This is a genomic window from Streptomyces mexicanus, from assembly GCF_902506575.1.
Lineage (GTDB): Bacteria > Actinomycetota > Actinomycetes > Streptomycetales > Streptomycetaceae > Streptomyces > Streptomyces mexicanus.
The window spans coordinates 7,133,856-7,154,184 of record NZ_LR732544.1 but is presented as its reverse complement, the minus strand read 5'-3'; the positions used below and the strand labels follow the sequence as shown (position 1 = coordinate 7,154,184).

Genomic DNA, 20,329 nt, shown 5'->3' with positions numbered 1-20,329 from the left:
GTGCTGGGGCGGTGCGGGCTGCTCGGTCACGACGCCAGCGTAGGCCCGGTCACAACGGTAGCGTATGAGCATCTCATGCAGTGTGGCTATGACCTCCTGCTCGATCGAGGGCTACAGCGGCGGGCCGGACGCGCCCACAGTGGTGATCATGACCGACACCAGCTCCCGCCCAGCCGCGCCGCAGGCCCGCCCCGTCACCTCCCGGACCCCGCACCGGAGCGCTCCGGCAGCCGCCTCCGGCAGCCCCGGCGGGGTGGACCGGCCCGGTGCGGCACGCCGGTCCGGCGGTGCGGAGCGTCTGTCCGGCGGCCTGGCGCGTCTGCCCGGCCTGGCCCTCGCCAGCGGGATCGCCGTCGTCGCCACCGCCCTGGGCCGGCTGGCCCCCGTGGTCGGCGGTCCGGTGACCGGGATCGTGCTGGGCGTGCTGGTGGCCGTCGCGGTGCGGCCGGGGGACCGGTTGCGGCCGGGCATCGCGTTCGCCGGCCGCGGGGTGCTCCAGGCCGCGGTGGTGGTGCTGGGCGCGCAGCTGTCCCTGGGGCAGGGGGTGCGGGTCGGCGTCGGATCGCTGCCCGTCATGGTCGTCACCCTCGCCGCCTGCCTGGCGGCGGCGTACCGGCTGGGCCGCCGCCTGGGCATCGGCGGGGATCTGCGCACCCTGATCGGCGTCGGCACGGGCATCTGCGGCGCGTCGGCGATCGCCGCGGTCACGCCGGTGATCGGCGCGGCGGAGGCCGAGGTGGCGTACGCCGTCTCCACGATCTTCGTCTTCAACATCGCCGCGGTGCTGACCTTCCCGGCGCTCGGCCATCTGCTGGGCATGGGCCAGCACGCCTTCGGCCTGTTCGCGGGCACCGCTGTCAACGACATGTCGTCGGTGGTCGCCGCCGCCACCACCTACGGCGGCCCGGCGGCGGACCAGGCCGTTGTGGTCAAGCTGGCCCGCACCCTGCTGATCATCCCCGTCTGCTTGGGCCTGGCCGCCCTGGCCCGCCGCCGGGCACGGACGGCGTCCGGGGTGGCGGCGACCGGGGCGTCGGCGGACGGGGCGGCACAGACGGTGCGCGGGGTACGGGCCGTCGTCGCCGCGCTGCCCACCCTCACCGGCGTCGCCACCGTCACACCGGGCGATGAGCGCCCCCGGGCAACCGGTCACCCGACTGCTAACGTCTACCAAGCTGTAGACGTTCACCTGCGGGACAATCGGACGTCACGGGGACGCCACTGCCGCGCCCCCGCAGCGTTGCCCGCAGCGCTCCCGCACCCGAGAACTGGCCGGAGACCCACCCGATGACGACATCCACCCCGACCGCGCAGGGGATCGACGGCGCGGCCATCGACGGCGGCCTGTACACCGACATCACCGACTTCGCGCGCCACACGCACTGGCTGAACGGCACCGCGGCCGCGTACTCCTCCGTCGGCATGGGCGTCTTCGTGCTGATCCTGCTGGCCGCCTGGTGGCGGGCCCGGCGGGAGGGGAGCGCGGTCATGGCCGGGGTGCTGGCCACGCCGTTCGCCGTCGTCATCGCCTACCTCGCCAACACCGGGATCAAGGACGTCTTCCAGGAGCCGCGCCCCTGCCGGGCGCTGCCGCACGACTTCCTCATCGAGGCCTGCCCGGCGCCGGACGACTACGCCTTCCCCAGCAACCACACCACGGTCGCCTTCGCCTTTGCCGTGGCGCTGCTGCTCACCAGCCGCTGGCTGGGCTCGATCGCGCTGCTCGCGGCCGTCGCGATGGGCGCCTCCCGGGTGTACGTCGGCGCCCACTACCCGCACGACGTGGCCGTCGGCGCGCTGGTCGGCACGATCGTCTCGCTGATCCTGGTCCTGGCGGCCCGCTGGCTGTGCGGTCCGCTGGTGACCCGGCTGCGGGAGGGGGCGCTGCGCCCGTTGCTGGTCGCCCAGCCCTCCTGAGCAGGCCGGTAAAACCCCCGCCGCGTGCAGGAACCGTTCACCTGGTTGTCGTGCCCAAATATTGCAAAGGGCAAGAAAAGCGCCGTCCAACCTCCGTATAGCCCTGCTCAACTCCGCGTAGTCCTGCGGTCACCTCGCGTAGCGATGCGTGACCCTGACGGAGCCGGAACGCCGGCGCCGCCGGCCACGGCCCATGGGGCCGGCGCGCCGGTGCCCGGTCCCAGCCGACTTCGTAGGGGATGTGAGCACTGTGGGACGGCGCGGCGCCCGTCGGGAAGCGGAACGCGCGGCGGCTCTGGCCGCCGATCGGTTGCTCAGAGCCGGGCGGGCGCTGCGCCGCTCCCCGGTCACCCCTGACCTGCGGGCGGTGCTGCGCACCGACCAGGGCGTGAACGACTCCCCGTACCGCGAGCGGTGGGCCCACGACCGGGTGGTCCGCTCCACCCACGGCGTGAACTGCACGGGCTCCTGCTCGTGGAAGGTGTACGTCAAGGACGGGCTGATCACCTGGGAGACCCAGGAGACCGACTATCCGACGACCGGGCCGGACCGGCCCGAGTACGAGCCGCGCGGCTGCCCGCGGGGCGCGTCCTTCTCCTGGTACACGTACTCCCCGACCCGCGTGCGCCACCCGCACGTGCGGGGCGTGCTGCTGCAGATGTACCGCGAGGCCCGCGAACGGCTCGGCGATCCCGTGGCCGCGTGGGCCGAGGTCACCTCCGACCCGGACAAGCGCCGCCGCTACCAGGCGGCGCGCGGCCGGGGCGGCCTGGTGCGGGTCGGCTGGGACGAGGCCCTGGAGATCGCGGCCGCCGCCCACGTCCACACCATCGCCGCGTACGGCCCGGACCGGGTGGCCGGCTTCTCCCCGATCCCGGCGATGTCGATGGCCTCGCACGCGGTGGGCGCCCGGTTCATGGCGCTGATCGGCGCGCCGATGGTGTCGTTCTACGACTGGTACGCGGACCTGCCGATCGCCTCCCCGCAGGTCTTCGGCGACCAGACGGACGTGCCCGAGTCCGGTGACTGGTGGGACGCGGCGTACCTGATGCTGTGGGGCTCGAACGTGCCGGTGACGCGGACCCCCGACGCGCACTGGATGACCGAGGCCCGCTACCGGGGCCAGAAGGTCGTCGTGGTCTCGCCGGACTACGCGGACGCCACGAAGTTCGCCGACGAGTGGCTGCACCCGCACCCCGGCACCGACGGGGCGCTGGCGATGGCCATGGGGCACGTCGTCCTCACCGAGTTCTTCGTGCGCCGCCGCGTGCCGTACTTCACCGACTATGTGCGCCGCTTCACCGACCTGCCGTTCCTGGTGGAGCTGGAGGAGCGGCCGGGCGGCACCCGCGTGCCGGGCAAGTTCGTCACGGCGGCCGCGCTGGGGCTCGGCGAGGACGCGGACGAGGCGCAGGCGCGGTGGAAGCCGGTGCTCCTGGACGCCGTCTCCGGCCGGCCCGTCGTGCCGAACGGCACCCTCGGCGACCGCTGGTCCAAGCAGGGGGAGGGCCGCTGGAACCTGGACCTGCAGGGCATCGAGCCCGAGCTGACCCTGCACCGGCCCACGGGCGGCGACAGCGCCCTGGTCGCGCTGCCCCGCTTCGACGGCGGGGAGCCGCTGCTGCGCGCGGTCCCGGTGCGCGAGATCGGCGGGCGGCAGGTGACCACCGTCTTCGACCTGCTGCTCGCCCAGTACGGCGTCGCCCGCGACGGGCTGCCCGGCGACTGGCCCGAGGGCTACGACGACGCGACGCGGCCGTACACGCCGGCCTGGCAGGAGGCGATCACCTCGGTGCCGGCCGCGGTGGTGGTGCGCCTGGCCCGGGAGTTCGCGCAGACGGCGGAGAAGACCCGGGGCCGCTGCATGATCGTCATGGGCGCGGGCACCAACCACTGGTTCCACTCCGACACCATCTACCGCTCCTTCCTGACCCTGCTGCTGCTCACCGGCTGCCAGGGCGTCAACGGCGGCGGCTGGGCGCACTACGTCGGCCAGGAGAAGGTCCGCCCCTACACCGGCTGGCAGCAGCTGCAGTCGGCCGCGGACTGGGTGCGCCCCTCCCGGCAGATGGCGGGCACCCCGTACTGGTACCTGCACACCGACCAGTGGCGCTACGACGGCCACGGCGCCGACGCGCTGTCCGCGCCCACCGGCAAGGGCCTGTTCGCCGGCCGCCACACCGCCGACCTCGTCGCCCAGTCGGTGCGCCTGGGCTGGATGCCGTCGGCGCCCACCTTCTCCGCCAACCCCCTGGAGCTGGGCCGCCGGGTCCGCGACAGCGGGCACGAGCCGGGCGAGTGGGTGGCGGCCCGGCTGGCGAGCGGGGAGCTGTCGTTCGCCTGCGAGGACCCCGACGCCCCCGAGAACTGGCCGCGGGTGCTCACCGTGTGGCGGGCCAACCTGATCGGCTCCTCCGCCAAGGGCAACGAGTTCTTCCTGCGCCACCTGCTCGGCGCGAGCGACAACGCGGACGCGGCCGAGGCCCCGCCCGAGGCCCGCCCGAGGGACGTCACCTGGCGCGAGCGGGCACCGCGCGGCAAGCTCGACCTGCTGCTCGCCCTGGACTTCCGCATGACCTCGACCACGCTGATGGCCGACGTGGTGCTGCCGGCCGCCACCTGGTACGAGAAACACGACCTGTCCAGCACCGACATGCACCCCTACGTGCACGCGTTCTCGCCCGCGATCAGCCCGCCCTGGCAGGCCCGCACCGACTTCGAGATCTTCCACGGGCTGGCGGGGAAGTTCAGCGAGCTGGCCGCCGGCCGGCTGGACGTGGCGTACGACCTGGTGGCCACCCCGCACCAGCACGACACCCCGGACGAGGCCGCGCAGCCCGGCGGCACCGTCCCCGACCGGCGCGAGGCCGACCGTCCGCCCGTGCCCGGCCGCACGCTGCCCCGCTTCACCCTGGTCGCACGCGACTACACCGCCGTCGCCGACCAGCTGGCCGCGCTCGGTCCGCTGTGCGAAGAGCAGGGCATGACCGTCAAGGGGGTCACCGTCCGGCCGGGTCCGGAGGTGCGCCGGCTCGCCGCCCGCTGCGGCACGGCCGCCGGCCCCGGGCCCGCGCAGGGCCGCCCGCTGCTGGACACCGACGTCAAGCTGTGCGAGGCGATCCTCGCGCTGTCCGGCACCACCAACGGGCGCCTGGCCGCGGAGGGTTTCGCGCGGCTGGCCGAACGCTGCGGCCCGGACAGCGGATTCGACGCGCTCGCGGAGTCTGTGCACGAGCGCCGGATCGTCTTCTCCGACACCCAGCAGCGGCCCGTGCAGGTCGGCACCAGCTTCGAGTGGTCCGGCAAGGAGGCCCCCGACCGGCGCTACTCCCCCTTCACCGTCAACACCGAGCATCTCAAGCCCTGGCACACCCTCACCGGCCGCCAGCACTTCTACCTCGACCACGACTGGATGGCCGAGCTGGGCGAGCAACTGCCCGTCTACCGGCCCCCGCTGGACCTGAGCGCGGACGCGGTGCCCGGCGAGCGGGAGGTGAGCGTGCGCTACCTGACCCCGCACTCGAAGTGGTCCATCCACTCCGAGTACCAGGAGAACCTGCTCATGCAGACCCTGGCCCGCGGCGGGCCGGTGATCTGGATGTCCGTCGCCGACGCCGAGGCGATCGGGGCCGCCGACAACGACTGGGTGGAGGCGGTCAATCCGAACGGCGTGGTGGTGGCCCGCGCGGTCGTCTCCCACCGCATGCCGCCCGGCACCGTGTTCCTGTACCACGTGCAGGAACGCCTGGTGAACGTGCCGCGCAGCGAGGTGACCGGCCGGCGCGGCGGCGTCCACAACGCCCTGACCCGCATCCTGATCAAGCCCACCCACCTCATCGGCGGCTACGCCCAGCTGTCCTTCGCCCCCAACTACTACGGACCCACCGGCAACCAGCGCGACGCCCGCACCGTCATCCGCCGCCGCGCCCAGGAGGTGCAGTACTGACATGCGCTGCATGGCACAGGTCGCGATGGTCATGAACCTCGACAAGTGCATCGGCTGCCACACCTGCTCGGTCACCTGCAAACAGACCTGGACCAACCGCACGGGCACCGAGTACGCCTGGTTCAACAACGTCGAGACCCGCCCCGGCCAGGGCTACCCGCGCGGCCACGAGGACCAGGACACGTGGAAGGGCGGCTGGCGGCTGGACGCCCGGGGCCGGCTGGTACCGCGCTCGGGCGGCCGCGCCCGCCGCCTGGCCCGCCTGTTCGCCAACCCCGAACTGCCCGCGCTGAAGGACTACTACGAGCCCTGGACGTACGACTACGAGACCCTGATCGCCGCCCCGCTCGGCAACGACCTGCCCACCGCCCGCCCCCGCTCCCTGATCGACGGCCGCCCCACGGCCGTCACCTGGGGCCCCAACTGGGACGACGACCTGGGCGGCGGCCCGGAGCAGCTGGCCGCGGACCCGGTGCTGAAGAAGATGAACGAGCAGGTCCGCCTGGAGTACGAGCAGGCGTTCATGTTCCACCTGCCGCGCATCTGCGAGCACTGCCTGAACCCGTCGTGCGTGGCCGTGTGCCCGTCGGGAGCGCTGTACAAACGGATCGAGGACGGCATCGTCCTGGTCGACCAGGACCGCTGCCGGGGCTGGCGGATGTGCGTGAGCGGCTGCCCGTACAAGAAGGTGTACTTCAACCACGCCACCGGCAAGGCCGAGAAGTGCACCTTCTGCTATCCGCGCATCGAGGCCGGCGAGCCGACCGTGTGCGCGGAGACCTGCGTGGGCCGGCTGCGCTACCTCGGCGTCCTGCTGTACGACGCGGACAAGGTGGGCGAGGCCGCCTCCGTCCCCGACGACAAGGACCTGTACGCCGCCCAGCTCGACTGCTTCCTCGACCCGTACGACCCCGAGGTGGTGCGGGCCGCCGAGGAGTCCGGGATCCCGCACGACTGGATCACCGCCGCCCGCCGCTCCCCCGTACGGCAGCTGATCACCACGTACCGCATCGCGCTGCCCCTGCACCCGGAGTACCGCACCCTGCCCATGGTCTGGTACGTCCCGCCGCTGTCCCCCGTGGTGGAGGCGCTGACCCGCGACGGCCACGACGGCGAGCACCCGGCCGCCCTGTTCGGCGCCATCGACGCGCTGCGCATCCCGGTGCAGTACCTGGCCGGGCTGCTGACCGCCGGGGACCCGGCGCCCGTCGAGGCCGCGCTGTGCCGGCTGGCCGCGATGCGCGCCCACATGCGGCGGATCAACCTCGGCGAGGAACGCGACCCGTCGATCGCCCGCGGTGTCGGCATGGAGGAGCACGACCTGGAGGCGATGTACCGGCTGCTGGCCCTGGCCAAGTACGAGGAGCGGTACGTCGTCCCCACGACGTACGTCGCCGGCGGCGGGGACGCGGACGCCCCCGCGGGGTGCGGCCTCGACCCCGGCGGCGGCCACGCGCTGTACGACCCGGAGACCTTCCACGCGCCCCCGGCCCCGGCAGCGACCGCGCCCGGCGGCATGTCGCTGCGCGGCCGGGTCAACCTGCTCAACTGGAACGGCCGCGGCCGGCCGCGCGGCCTGTTCCCGGAGCGGCCCGCGCGCAAGGGCGCGGCGGGATGACCGGCCGGACGACCACGCCGCGCGGCGCCCACCGGGCCGTCCACCAAGCCGTCCACCAGGCCGCGTCCCTCCTGCTGGACTACCCCGACGACACCTGGCCCGAGCGGCGGCGGCAGGTGGCCGACGCGCTGGCCCGGCTCCCCGGCGGGGCCCCGGCGCTGCTGCTCGGGTTCTGCCGGTGGGCCGCCACCGTGGAGCCGCTCGACCTCGCCGCCCGCTACGTCACCACCTTCGACCGCAGCCGTCGGCGCACCCTGCACCTGACCCACTACACCGACGGCGACACCCGCCGCCGCGGCGCCTCGCTGGCCGCCCTGAAGGCCCGGATGCGCGAGCACGGCTGGGAACCGGCCGACGGGGAACTGCCCGACCACCTCCCGGCCCTGCTGGAGTTCGCCGCCCGCTGCCCCGGCCCGGGCACGGCCCTGCTGCACGAGCACCGCCCGGCCCTGGACCTGCTCGCCCGCGGTCTGGCCGCGCACCGCAGCCCGTACCTGGACGTGGTGCGCGCCGTGCAGAGCACCCTGCCCCGGGGACGGATGGGGGGACGCATCGATGCGTGATCTGTCGGCCTTCACACTGGCCGGGTACGACAAGGGGCGCGGCACACTTGTCCAGGCACTGTGGTTCGCGGTGATGAACACGGTCTTCATGGCCTGGTTCACTCCGGCCCGCCTGCGGGTGGCACTGCTGCGCGCCTTCGGCGCCGAGATCGGCCAGGGTGTGCTGATCCGCCACCGGGTGCGGGTGCTGTGGCCGTGGAAGCTGAGGATCGGCGACCATGCCTGGATCGGGGAGGGGGCGTGGATCCTCAACCTGGAGCCCGTCACCCTCGGCGCCCACGTGTGCGTGTCGCAGGAGGCGCTGCTGTGCACCGGCAGCCACGACCACCGCGCCGCCGACTTCCGCTACCGCAACGCGCCGATCACCGTGGGCGACGGCGCCTGGATCGCCGCCCGGGCCACCGTCCTGGCCGGGGTGAAGGTCGGCCGCTGCGCCGTCGTCGGCGCCGGCGCGGTCCTCCACCAGGACCTGCCCGACCTCACCCTGCACACCGCCGACAACCGGCGCCGTCCCGTCGAGGAGCCGGCGTGAGAGTCCTGCACGCGGTCACCCTGCACAGCCCCACCCACGCCTTCGGCGGCCCGGTGCGCGTGGCCCTCAACCTCTGCCAGGGCCTGCGGGAACGCGGCCACGACGCCCGCCTCACCGCCCTCGCCGACGGCTTCGCGCGCCCGCTGCCGACCGAGGTGGAGGGCGTGCCCGCCCGCCTCCACCGGGCCCGCAGGGTGCTGCCGCTGGGCTTCAGCGGCCTGACCTCCCCCGCCCTCCTCGCCGGCGCCCACCGGCTGGTGCGATCGGCCGACGTGGTCCATGTGCATCTGGCGCGCGATCTGGTGACGCTGCCGGTGGCGCTCGCCGCGCTGCGCGCCGGGCGGCCGCTGGTGCTGCAGACGCACGGCATGGTCGACCCCAGCGAGCGGCGCTCGGCCCGGCTGCTGGACGCGGTCGCGGTGCGCCGGGTGCTGCGCGGCGCGGCCGCCGTCCTGCACCTCACCGAGCGCGAACGGCGCGACCTGGACGCCGTGGTGGGCGGCCCGCGCCTGGACCGGGCCGTCCGCCTGGTCAACGGCGTTCCCGCGCAGCCCGAGGGCCCCGCCCCGCAGGGGCCGCCGCGCATCCTGTACGCGGCGCGGCTGCAGGCCCGCAAACGCCCCGTCGATCTGGTGGACGCCGCGCCCGCGATCCTGGCCCGGCAGCCGGAGGCGACCTTCGTCGTGGCCGGCCCGGACGAGGGCGAACTCGCCGCCGTACGCCGCCGGATCGACGACCTGGGCCTGGCGGACAAGGTGAGCTGCCCGGGGCCGCTCACCAAGGAGCGCATGACTGAGGAGCTGCGCCGGGCGCACGTCTACGTGCTGCCGTCGGTGGACGAACCGTTCCCGATGTCGGTGCTGGAGGCGATGGCCGTGGGCACGCCGGTCGTCGTCACCGGCTCCAACGGTCTGGCCCGCGACGTGCACCGGGCCGGGGCCGGGCGCGTGGTGACCGGCCCGGACGGCATCGCCCCGGCGGTCCTGGACCTGCTGGAGCCGGCCGTGCGCCACGCCGCCTCGGCGGCGGCCCGCAAGCTGACCGCCGAGACGTTCTCCATGGACGCGGTCCTCGGCACGCTGCTCGACGTGTACGAACGGGCCCGCGCGGGCGGCCGGCCCTAGCGACCGGCGCAAGCACGGGCCGCCGGGCGTGGCGACCGGGGAGATCAAGGGCGGCCGGCTCCAGCGACCGGAGACCTGGGGCCTGTCCGGCGGACCATGCCGCAGAGGCGGGGCCTGGCACTCCCCCAAGCTCTTCGAGCAGGGGGTACCCCCAGGCGGCGTTGTCGTCACTCGCCGACGCTCCGCGTCGACTCCCTCCTCCGCCTTGCACAGGGACGCACCATGCCCCGCTCACCTGGGCAGATCAGTCGCCGTGAGTTCCCTGCGACGTGATCCGCCGGACAGACCCTAGGCCGGCAGCCAGGCGTAGCAGCCCGAGGAGACGAACGTGAGCGTCCCGGAGGGGACCTGCGCGGTCACCTTCTTCGCACCGCCCGGGCCGGGGCCGGACGCGAGGACCCGCCCGCCCGCGCCGAGCGCCTTCCAGGTGCAGCCCTGCGCAGTGGTCAGCGCCCGGTAGGCGCCCGCCCGGGGCTTGTCGCGCGTGCCGTCGGGGAAGCCGGTCGCGGCGGTGCGCAGCAGCGGCTTCAGCTTCGGGCACAGCTGGTCCACGGCGTCGTCGGCGGCCGGTATCTCGTGGGCGACGAGCGCCCCGATCGCGGCGTCCTTGTCATGGGCGGCGGTGCGCTCGATGCGCTGGCAGGCTTCCTGGCCGGCCTGGAGCACGGCGGCCGGGTCCATGTTCACCGGCACCCGCCCGTGCAGGTACTTCTTCTCCCGGGCGGTGAAGGAACCGGTCGCCGGGGTGATCTTCGCGTCGGGCAGCACGGGCCCCCCGGTGGGGCTCGGGCTCGCCTTCGGGGCGGCCGACGGGCCTTCGACGCGGGGGCTGGCCTGCTCGTCGGGCACGGCGGCGGCCTGCTCGTCGGAGATGCTCTGCGAGGGCCGGGGCGCGGCCCGCGTGCCGCCGTGCGCGCTGCACCCCGCGAGCGCGAGAAGCGCGGTGAGGGCGACGGCGCCGGCACCGCGTCGAGCGGGCCGGAGGGTACGAGTGTGCATGGTGGCTCCTGCGGCCCCGACGGGCCTGGGTGCGGCGGCGGGCCCGCACGGCCGGTGCGGACCCGGAGGGAGGGTGTGCGGGGCGCCGGCCCGCGGACCGGCGCCCCGCACAGCGGACGACAGGGCCTACGGCGCCCCGAACGTCAGCACCAGCTGCGGGGTGTTCTCCGCGGCCGGCGCCTCGCTCGACCACAGCCACAGCGCGTCCGTGCCGGTACTGGTCAGCGCCAGGTCACAGGTGCCGCCCAGCGCCGGGGAGAGCGCCGCGGTGTCGAGCGTGGCCGAGTAGACCGTGGAGACGTCGGCGGCCCCGCTCAGGGTGCCGACCACGGTCGAGGACACCGCGGGCCTGGAGGTGTAGGTCGTCCCGGTCTCCGTCCAGCTCCCGGTGACCGGCCGCACGGAGATGTCGTCCGTGCTGCCCGCGCTGCTCAGCGTCGTGGTCTTCACCGCCAGGCGCGCGCTCTTGAGCACCGTGCCGGCCGGGGCCGACGGCAGGTCGAACCGCAGATACGTCTCGTACGCCGCGCTGCCGCGCACCGCCAGTGAGGTGGAGGTGCCGTAGTTGGTGCCGGCGGCACCGGCGTTGACGTAGGTGTCGTCCGACGCCCGCAGCGTCTGCACGCTGTCGGCCGGGGCCGACGCCAGCGTGTAGTGGCTCTTGACCTGGTCCGCGCTCAGCGCCGACGGGTAGATCGCCGTCTCGTCGATCTGCCCGGCGAAGTAGGCGCTGGAGGGCTGGTTCGGCCAGCCGTTCAGGTTGTCGCCGCCGACGTGCCAGTAGCCGCTGTAGCTCTGGTTGCCCGTCTCGGCCAGCGTGCCCACCCGGGTGCCGTCCACGTACAGCGCCATCCCGGAGGAACCCTGGGTGGCGACGACGTGGTGCCAGGAGCCGTCGTTGTAGCTGCCGGGCGAGGTGATGGTGCGGGTGCCGCCCGTGTACACGCCGAAGACCAGCCGGCCGTCGTCGCGCAGGTAGACGTGCTTGTCGTAGTTGCCGCTGGCCCGGGTGGTGTTGTCGCCGAACCCGACGAGTTTGCCGCCCCGGGTGGTGGTCGTGCGGAACCAGGTCTCGATCGAGTACGGGCCCGGCACCGTGGTGCGCTTGTCGCTGTAGACCGACTGGTCGGTGCCGTCGAAGCCGATGGCGGTGGACGGACCGGTCACCGCGGCCGGGGTCTGGCGCAGCGACGGCCCGTTCACGGCGATGCCGCTGCGGTCACCCGGCGAGGTGTCGCCGATGAACGGGGTGGTGGACTCGTCGTAGCGCCAGTACAGGTTCGCGCCGTCGGCGAGCACCTTCGCGGCGTACTTCTGCGCCGAGGTGGGCACGGTCACCGTGGCCGTCGCGGACAGCGCGGAGGTGTTGCCGGCGCCGTCGGTGGCCGTCACCCGGTAGCTGTAGGTGGTGCCGGGGGTGACGTCCTTGTCGGTGAACGACAGCTGCGGGCGTGACCACTCCACGGAGTCGCCGTCGACCGTGTACACGGGTGTGGAGCCGCCGTTGCGGTACACCTTGTACGTCAGCTTCGTGTCGTCCGTGTCCAGGCTCGCCCGCCAGCGCACGTGGGCCTCGGTGGGCACCACGGACTCGGCGCCGACCGACGGCACCGTGGGCGCCCCGGTGTCGGGGGAGGCCGCGAACCGGGTCAGGCCCTGGGCGGGGGAGCCGTTGACGGTGGTGAACTCGCCGCCGACCCACATGTACTTGTTGCCGGACGTCTCGGAGACCACCATGGCGCGCGGGCCGATGCCCTCGCCCAGGCCGTCGTTGGTGTCCGGGAACCAGCCCAGCTTGCTGGTGCCGGTGGTCGGCTCGGCGAGCAGGTGGTGGCGGCGGCCGTCGGGGAACTCCCCGACGCTGGAGCAGTCGTGCGCGTGCGAGGCGCTGTAGAGCACGTCCTGGTAGGACTTGACGGCCTGGGTGGCGCCCAGGCAGGTGTCGCGCCAGCGCTGGTTCAGCGTGGACAGGTCCAGCGCGATCCGGCCGTCGAAGACGCCGCCGCCGGTGCCCTCGTTGCCGGTGTAGAAGCCGGTGGCGTCGGTGTCGAGCGCCTTGACCACCGAGTTGGTCTCGATGAACCCCGGGTAGGTGCGGACGGTGTCGCCCGTGGTGGCGTCGACGACGGCCAGGGCGTGGGAGTTCGCGCCGTTGACGGTGAAGAAGTCGCCGCCGAGGATCACGTCCTTGCCGTCCGGGGTGACGGCGACGGCCCGGCCGGGCTCGTCGACGTCCGCCTGGAACGGCTCGACCGCGCCACTGGCGGCGTCCACCGCCGCGTACCGGGCGTGCGCGCTGCCGCCGACCGTGGTGAAGTCACCGCCCAGGTACACGGTGTCGTCGGTGACCGCCAGCGCCCGCACGGTGGCCGACACACTCGGGTGGAAGTCCGCCTTGGGCGTGCAGGTGGCGATGTCGATCGCGGCCAGGCTGGAGACCTGGGTGCCGTTGACCGCGCTGAAGTAGCCGCCCGCGTACAGCGTCTTCTGGTCCGGCGAGACGGCCAGCGCCCGCACGGTCGCGGTGCCGCTGCCGATCGTGAAGGACAGCCTGCAGGACGTGGGAGCGCCGCTCGCCGCGTCCAGCGCGACGAAGTTCACCGCGTCCTGCGCGGTGCCGCTCGCTCCCTCGGGCGGGCGGACCTGCGAGAAGGTGCCGCCCGCGAAGACCGTGCCGTGCGCCTGGGCCAGCGCCCACACGATGCCGTTGGTCTGCCAGGTCGGCAGGTCGTCGGCGGTGAAGGCGACGGGCGCCGTCAGCGCGGCGGCCGGCTGGGGCAGGGCCACCAGGCCCATTCCCGCCGTGGTGGACAGGACGAGGGCGGCGCCGAGCCGCCTGGATCTGTGCATGTACCCCCCGGCTCCGGGTCCGGTCGCGGACCCTGTGCCTCGGTCGGGCCCGCCGGTCTTCCCCGGAGCCGGACGGGCCGTGTGAACGTGTGTGCCGTGCGTGTGTGTGCCCGCGAACCATACGAGTACATGACACGCCAGGGAACGCATGTGACGCATTCGGCAGGAAATCGCATTCGGCAGGAAATCGCATTCGGCAGGAAAGCGCGATCGACGCGGGGTGGTCCTGCCTGTCACGCACCTCCGTCGGTGGCCCCCGCCTGCCACGGAACTCCCGCCGGTGCTCCCGTGCGGTCACCGGTCGATGCGCACCGCCACGCCCGCCAACTGGTCTTCCACCTGGCGCACATCGGCGTCGACCATGATCCGCGCGAGTTCGTCCACCAGGACGGTGGGCCGCCAGCCCAGCGTCTCGCGGGCCTTGGAGGCGTCCCCGATCAGCGCGTCCACCTCGCTGGGCCGCTCGTACTTGGGGTCGTAGCGCACGTGCTCGGCCCAGTCCAGACCCGCGTGGGCGAACGCGGTCTGGACGAACTGCCGGACGGTGGCGGCGACTCCGGTGGCGACCACGTAGTCGGTGGGCTCGTCGTGCTGGAGCATCCGCCACATCGCCTCGACGTACTCGGGGGCGTAGCCCCAGTCGCGGACGGCGTCGAGGTTGCCGAGGTAGAGGCGGTCCTGCAGACCGGCCTTGATCCGGGCGACGGCCCGGGTGATCTTGCGGGTCACGAAGGTCTCGCCGCGGCGCGGGGACTCGTGGTTGAACAGGATGCCGTTGACCGCGAACATCCCGTACGCCTCGCGGTAGTTGACCGTCGTCCAGTACGCGAACACCTTCGCCGCGCCGTACGGGCTGCGCGGGTGGAAGGGGGTGTCCTCGTTCTGCGGGGGCGGGGTGGAGCCGAACATCTCCGAGGACGACGCCTGGTAGATGCGGGTCTCCACCCCGCTGGCCCGGATGGCCTCCAGCAGCCTGAGCGTGCTCAGCCCGGTCACGTCGCCGGTGTACAGCGGCGCGTCGAAGGAGACCCGCACATGGGACTGCGCACCCAGGTTGTACACCTCGTCCGGCCGGATGTCGCGCAGCAGGTTCACCAGCGCCACCCCGTCGGACAGGTCGGCGTGGTGGAGCACGAAACGGCGCTCGGCCTCCTGCGGGCCCTGGTAGATGTGGTCGATCCGCTCGGTGTTGAAACTGGACGACCGCCGCAGCAGGCCGTGCACGCGGTAGCCCTTCGACAGCAGCAGCTCCGCCAGATACGAGCCGTCCTGCCCGGTCACCCCGGTGATCAGCGCGGTCTTGCTCATGCGGTGTTCCCCTCCCTGCCGGGTCCGTTCAGCGCACGGACCCGGTCACTGCACCCGCCGTACGCGGGTCGCATGTCGTGAACAAACAGAAATGTCACCGAAGTCGGCGACAACGGCGGACTCGGCGGGCCGGCTTTGGCATGATCCGGTCCATGACCGCATCGCTGCTGCCCGAACGTGCCCGTGTCTTCGTCGCCGGCCACCGGGGCCTGGTGGGCTCCGCCGTGGCCCGCCGGCTCGCCGCCGACGGGCACGAGGTGCTCACCCGTACCCGAGCCGAACTCGACCTGCGCGACGCCGCGCGCACCGCCGCCGAACTGGCCGCCCTGCGCCCCGACGCGGTGGTGCTCGCCGCCGCGAAGGTCGGCGGGATCATGGCCAACAGCACGCAGCCGGTGCAGTTCCTGGAGGAGAACCTGCAGATCCAGCTGAGTGTGATCGCCGGCGCCCACGCGGCCGGCGTGCCCCGCCTGCTCTTCCTGGGGTCGTCGTGCATCTACCCCAAGCACGCCCCCCAGCCGATCACCGAGGACGCCCTGCTGACCGGCCCCCTGGAGCCCACCAACGAGGCGTACGCCCTGGCCAAGATCGCGGGCATCGTCCAGGTGCAGTCCTACCGGCGCCAGTACGGCGCCTCGTACATCAGCGCCATGCCCACCAACCTCTACGGCCCCGGCGACAACTTCGACCTGGAGACCTCGCACGTCCTGCCCGCCCTGATCCGCCGCTTCCACGAGGCCGTGGCCGAGGGACGCGAGGAGGTCGTGCTGTGGGGCAGCGGCACCCCGCGCCGGGAGTTCCTGCACGTGGACGACCTGGCCGCCGCCTGCGCGCTGCTGCTGCGCTCCTACGACGGCGACGAGCCGGTCAACGTCGGCTGCGGCAGCGACCTGACCATCCGCGAGCTGGCCGCGACGGTCGCCGAGGTCACCGGGTTCACCGGCCGGATCGCCTGGGACACCAGCCGCCCCGACGGCACCCCGCGCAAGCTGCTCGACATCTCCCGGCTCGCCGCACTCGGCTGGAAGCCCGAGATACCGCTGCGCGACGGCATCGCCGCCACCTACGCCCACTGGCGCGAGGGCCTGGCGGGCTGACGGGCGCGGCCGCCCCGGTGCGAGAGGCGCACCGGGGCGCCGTACGGCCACGGCCGGCCCCCCAGGGGCTGCCCGGAGTCGTGATCCGGGCTCGCGGTGTGTGGCACGCACGCTCGCGGCGTTGCCGAAACGCCCGGGTAGCTCCGCTGCAAGGGCCTTCCGGCCCCTTGCGATCGCACACACCACGCACCGCTCCCTGATCCGGATCACAAAACCGAACAGTCCCTAGTACGCCCCGCGGCCGTCGAGGACGGCGCGGAACGTGCGGGCCATGACGTCCAGGTCACTGGTGAACGACCAGTTGTCGACATAGGCGAGATCCAGCCGGACGGTCTCGTCCCAGGACAGGTCGGAGCGCCCGCTGATCTGCCACAGCCCGGTCATCCCCGGCCGTACGGCCAGTCGCCGCCGCTCCACGGGCGTGTAGCGCGCCACCTCGTCGGCGAGCGGCGGCCGCGGACCTACCAGGGACATGTCACCTTTGAGGACGTTGACCAGCTGGGGCAGCTCGTCGAGCGAGGTGCGGCGCAGCCAGTGGCCGACCCGGGTGACCCGCGGGTCGCGGCGCATCTTGAACATCAGGCCGTCGTGCTCGTTGTCCTCGGCGAGGTGGGTCTTCAGCCGGTCGGCGCCCACCCGCATGGTGCGGAACTTCCACATCACGAAGGGGCGCCCGTCCCGGCCGATGCGTTCGTGGAGGTAGAACACCGGTCCCGGGGAGGACAGTTTCACCCCGGCCGCGACCAGCAGCAGCACCGGCGCCAGCACCAGCAGGCCCAGCAGGGCGCTCCCGCGGTCCACGACGTCCTTGAGCACCGGCTGGAGGCCCTGCCGCAGCGGCGGCGCCACCCGCAGCAGCGACATCCCGCCGGCCGACCCGGTCTCCAGGCGCTTGACCGACACCTCCATCAGGCCGGGCGCGACGAACAGGTCGATGCCGGCGTCGTGCAGCCCCCACGACAGGCGGCGCAGCCGCTCCCCGAAGAGCGCGGCGCCCGGCACGACCAGCACCAGATCGGCGCCGAGCCGGTGCACCGCGCCGATGACCAGCCCGGCGTCCTCCTCCGGGTCGTCCGGCTCGGCGGCGGACAGCCGTGCCCCGGTCCGGATCCCCGAGGTGAACGCGTCCGGCCCCACGGCGACGGCGCCCACCGCCACGTACGGGTGGTCGGTGCGCGCGGCCAGGTGTGCGGCGACCCCGTCCGCCGCGGTCGGCTCGCCCACCACCAGCACCTTGATCACCGCCTCGGCGCTGCGCCGCACCGCGGCGAGATGCCGGTGCACCGCCTTGCGGCACACCAGGGTCAGCAGCAGGGCGGGCGTCAGCGCCGCCAGGCACAGCGGGGCGCGCAACCGGGCCCCCGTCGCGGCGTGCGCCACCGCGAGCACCCCGAGCAGGATGAACCAGTCCTGGACGACCGGCAGCGTGCCCCGGCTCTCCCCGAGGGAGCGGCCCGCGTAGCGCGAGCGGCACAGCCGGACCCCCGCCCAGGCGAGCCCCGCGACGACACCGCTCGGCGCCGCCCACGGCTCGTGCGCGGCGCGGAACATCAGCGTCACCGGCACACCGGCGCCGAGCAGATCGCAGATCAGTGACGCGGGAAGGTACCAGCGGGACTTGCGCCCCATCCACAGCGAGGCGCGCCCCCGCGAACGCGCCTTGCGTGATCTGTCGGACTCAGCGGCCTGAACATCCCACATGTACCCCCCCAGGCACGTACTGCGGCACGAGGTGCCGGATGCCGCGAACATCTATTCGCCGAACATGCGACACGTTGGTGAACAGTACGGCAAACTTGTGCACGATGGGAGCGATTGCGTGAACGTCGCCGAGAAGTGCTGTGCCCGCTGTGCCGCGTGAATCCCGTGTTCTGTCCGCCCGTTGACGTCCTTCGACCGTGAAGCGACGGAACGCGGTACGCGCGTCGAACGCGCTGGCTACAGTGAGCGCCCGGTGCGGGAGGGGCCGCACCGCAGGGAGGTTGGGGGGTACGTGGTGGGGGACAACGACACGGCCGAGGCCGCGGCTGCGGCGATCGGCCGGCAGAAGGCGGCGGACCGGCCGGACGGGCCGGACGGGTCGGACGGCGCAGACCGGGCGGACGGGGCGGTGCGGACGGACGGCGTGGCCGGATCCGGTGCGTCGGAGCCCTCCTCGGGCACCCCGACCGCGCCCCCGCGGCGCAGGCGCCGTGCGCGCCGGGTGCTCCTCGCGGCCCTCGTCCTGCTCGTCGCGGGCGTGCTCATGGTGGGCGGCGCCGCCTGGGGGGCCGTCGACCACTACACCGGGAAGGTCGCCCGCATCGCCGGGGTCTTCCCGACGAAGGTCCCCGCGGCGGCGCAGCCGGCGCCCTCCGCCGGAGGGCAGACCTTCCTCCTCGTCGGCGTCGACAGCCGCTCCGACCTGCCGACCACGGGCCGCGACGCCAAGGCGCCCGAATGGAAGTACGGCGCCCAGCGCAGTGACACGATGATGCTCGTCCACCTCCCCGCCGACCACTCCGGCGCCTACGTCGTCTCGCTGCCCCGGGACTCCTGGGTGGACATCCCCGGCCACGGCCGGGCCAAGCTCAACGCCGCCTTCTCCTGGGGCGGTCCGCCGCTGCTCATCGACACCGTGCAGCGGCTGACCAAGGTGCGGATCGACCACCTGGCCGTCATCGACTGGGACGGCTTCAAGAAGCTCACCGACTCCGTGGGCGGAGTGGACCTCGTCGTCGACGGCACCCGCCGGCACCTGAACGGCACCCAGGCCCTGACCTACGTGCGCGAGCGCCACCACCTGCCCCGCGGCGACTTCGACCGCACCCACCGCCAGCAGTACTTCCTGCGCACGCTGCTGGCCAAGGTGATGCGCCCCTCGACCTTCTCCAACCCGGTCCGGGCCACCGAGGTGCTGGACGACCTCACCGCCGCGGTCAGCGTCGACGACCGGCTCGGCGACGGCGACCTGCGGGCCCTGCTGTGGGACAACAAGAAGGTCCGCCCGGGCACCATGGTGTTCATGAACGCCCCCGCCAAGGGCACCGACATGATCTCCGGCCAGTCCGTCGTCCTCCTCGACCCGGCCGCCGGCGCCGACCTGTGGCGCGCCATGCGGGAGGACGCCCTCGACCTCTACCTGCAGTCGCACGACGTCGACGAACTCGGCGCCACGACCCCTTGACGGCCATGACCGATCACCCCGCGCGCCCCCACCGCAGGTCGCCCGGCCACCGACGCCGCTCGGTGCTCGGCGTCCTGGCCGGCCTGCTGCTGATGGGACTGATCGCCGGCACCGGGCTGGCCCTGGACCGGCAGGACACCGGGCGCCGCCAGGCGCCGCCGAGCGCCTCCCCGCTGCCGTTCGACCTGCCCGCCTCCGGCGTGCTGCGCGCGAGCCCGCACCTGGTCTTCGCGCACTACTTCCCGCCGTATCCGCTCTCCCTCGACAACCAGCCCGCCGACCGCGACTACTACACCCGCAACTACCTCGCCCCCCGGGGCGAGCAGGGCCGGCACGCGGCCTACGGTGGGCTGCTGCGGGACCGGCCGCTGCCCGTGCCCCCCTCCGGCGGGGACTGGCGACTGGCCGATCTGGAACGGGAGGTGCGCACCGCCCGGGACGCCGGGATCGACGGCTTCACCGTCGACATCCTCTCCCTGACCGGCCCCAACCGCGAACGGGTCGACACGCTGCTGCGTGCCGCGCACCGCGTCGATGCCGGCTTCCGGATCGCCTTGATGCCGGACATGACGTCCCTGCACACCGACCCGGTCACCCTCGCCGACCAGTTGGCCCGCCTCGCCGCCGCCCCGTCCGCCTACCGGCTGCCCGACGGGCGCCTGGTGGTCTGCCCGTTCAAGGCCGAGGCCCAGGAACCCGCCTGGTGGGCACAGGTGCTCGCGCGGCTGCGGGAGCACGGCGTCGCCACCGCCCTGGTCCCGGTGTTCCTGGACTTCCGCGCCAACGCCGAGCGGTTCGCGCCGCTCAGCTACGCCTTCTCGTCCTGGGGCAACCGCACCTACACCCGTCAGGGCAACGTGCCCGGGGACGTCCGGCTCGCCCACGCGCTGGGCAAGAAGTGGATGCAGGCCGTCTCCGTGCAGGACGCCCGGCCCAACCAGGGCGTGTACGACGAGGCCGGCAACACCGCCACCCTGCGCTCGACGTGGAACCACGCGATCGCCGACGGCGCGGACTGGGTGCAGCTGACCACCTGGAACGACTACTCCGAGGGCAGCCAGTTCGCCCCCTCGCTGCACAACGGCCACACGTATCTGGACATCTCCTCCTACTACCTCACCCGCTTCAAGACCGGCGCCTGGCCGCCGATCGTCCGCGACACCGTGTACGTCACCTCCCGCGTCCAGTTCCCCGACGCCGCCCCCGCCG

14 protein-coding genes are annotated in these 20,329 nt (G+C 73.5%); 10 read left to right on the top strand and 4 right to left on the bottom strand.

Annotation, left to right across the window (positions count from 1 at the left end; genetic code table 11):
- Positions 1-88: 88 nt before the first annotated feature.
- The 7 genes from GV126_RS36910 (at position 89) to GV126_RS31865 (ending at position 9,700) form a co-directional block, all read left to right on the top strand.
- Positions 89-1,291: a YeiH family protein gene (locus GV126_RS36910; RefSeq protein WP_236570212.1), complete on the top strand. Its 1,203-nt coding sequence runs from the start codon at positions 89-91 to the stop codon at positions 1,289-1,291.
- Positions 1,288-1,917 carry a phosphatase PAP2 family protein gene (locus GV126_RS31890; protein WP_159673109.1) on the top strand — a complete coding sequence of 210 codons (630 nt, stop codon included), beginning with the start codon at positions 1,288-1,290 and terminating at the stop codon, positions 1,915-1,917. Before GV126_RS36910 ends, GV126_RS31890 begins: the two co-directional genes overlap by 4 nt.
- Positions 1,918-2,110: 193 nt before the next feature.
- Positions 2,111-5,863, top strand: coding sequence for a nitrate reductase subunit alpha (locus GV126_RS31885; RefSeq protein ID WP_159674351.1), 3,753 nt, complete (start codon positions 2,111-2,113; stop codon positions 5,861-5,863).
- Position 5,864: 1 nt separating this feature from the next.
- The gene (gene narH, locus GV126_RS31880) at positions 5,865-7,481 is read left to right on the top strand and encodes a nitrate reductase subunit beta (protein WP_185947344.1); all 1,617 of its coding nucleotides are present in this window, start codon (positions 5,865-5,867) and stop codon (positions 7,479-7,481) included.
- Positions 7,478-8,044 carry a nitrate reductase molybdenum cofactor assembly chaperone gene (narJ, locus tag GV126_RS31875; RefSeq protein ID WP_159673105.1) on the top strand — a complete coding sequence of 189 codons (567 nt, stop codon included), beginning with the start codon at positions 7,478-7,480 and terminating at the stop codon, positions 8,042-8,044. Before narH ends, narJ begins: the two co-directional genes overlap by 4 nt.
- Positions 8,037-8,576, top strand: coding sequence for a WcaF family extracellular polysaccharide biosynthesis acetyltransferase (locus GV126_RS31870; RefSeq protein ID WP_159673103.1), 540 nt, complete (start codon positions 8,037-8,039; stop codon positions 8,574-8,576). The genes narJ and GV126_RS31870 overlap by 8 nt, the downstream gene beginning before the upstream one ends.
- Positions 8,573-9,700, top strand: a complete 1,128-nt coding sequence (locus GV126_RS31865; protein ID WP_159673101.1) for a glycosyltransferase — start codon at positions 8,573-8,575, stop codon at positions 9,698-9,700. The genes GV126_RS31870 and GV126_RS31865 overlap by 4 nt, the downstream gene beginning before the upstream one ends.
- 288 nt (positions 9,701-9,988) lie before the next feature.
- Here GV126_RS31865 and GV126_RS31860 read toward each other — a convergent pair whose 3' ends face one another.
- The 3 genes from GV126_RS31860 to gmd all read right to left on the bottom strand — a co-directional run bounded on the left by GV126_RS31860 (position 9,989) and on the right by gmd (position 14,857).
- Positions 9,989-10,699, bottom strand: a complete 711-nt coding sequence (locus tag GV126_RS31860; RefSeq protein WP_159673099.1) for a hypothetical protein — start codon at positions 10,697-10,699, stop codon at positions 9,989-9,991.
- 126 nt (positions 10,700-10,825) lie between these two features.
- Entirely contained in the window at positions 10,826-13,549 is a 2,724-nt protein-coding gene (locus tag GV126_RS31855) for a CBM96 family carbohydrate-binding protein (RefSeq protein WP_159673097.1), read from the bottom strand.
- Positions 13,550-13,843: 294 nt separating this feature from the next.
- A complete protein-coding gene (gmd, locus tag GV126_RS31850; protein ID WP_159673095.1) occupies positions 13,844-14,857 on the bottom strand; it encodes a GDP-mannose 4,6-dehydratase in 1,014 nt (337 codons plus the stop codon).
- A gap of 152 nt (positions 14,858-15,009) precedes the next feature.
- On the opposite strand from gmd, the gene GV126_RS31845 reads away from it, so the two are divergent.
- Positions 15,010-15,954, top strand: coding sequence for a GDP-L-fucose synthase family protein (locus tag GV126_RS31845; RefSeq protein ID WP_028424306.1), 945 nt, complete (start codon positions 15,010-15,012; stop codon positions 15,952-15,954).
- Between the two features lie 225 nt (positions 15,955-16,179).
- Here GV126_RS31845 and GV126_RS31840 read toward each other — a convergent pair whose 3' ends face one another.
- Positions 16,180-17,583, bottom strand: coding sequence for a sugar transferase (locus GV126_RS31840; protein ID WP_236570211.1), 1,404 nt, complete (start codon positions 17,581-17,583; stop codon positions 16,180-16,182).
- Positions 17,584-17,947: 364 nt separating this feature from the next.
- Here GV126_RS31840 and GV126_RS31835 point away from each other — a divergent pair, with 364 nt between their 5' ends.
- Both GV126_RS31835 and GV126_RS31830 read left to right on the top strand, forming a co-directional pair.
- The gene (locus GV126_RS31835) at positions 17,948-19,120 is read left to right on the top strand and encodes an LCP family protein (protein WP_236570210.1); all 1,173 of its coding nucleotides are present in this window, start codon (positions 17,948-17,950) and stop codon (positions 19,118-19,120) included.
- Positions 19,121-19,125: 5 nt separating this feature from the next.
- Positions 19,126-20,329 (top strand): glycoside hydrolase family 71 protein (locus GV126_RS31830; protein WP_159673091.1); only part of this gene is annotated, 1,204 nt, incomplete at its 3' end.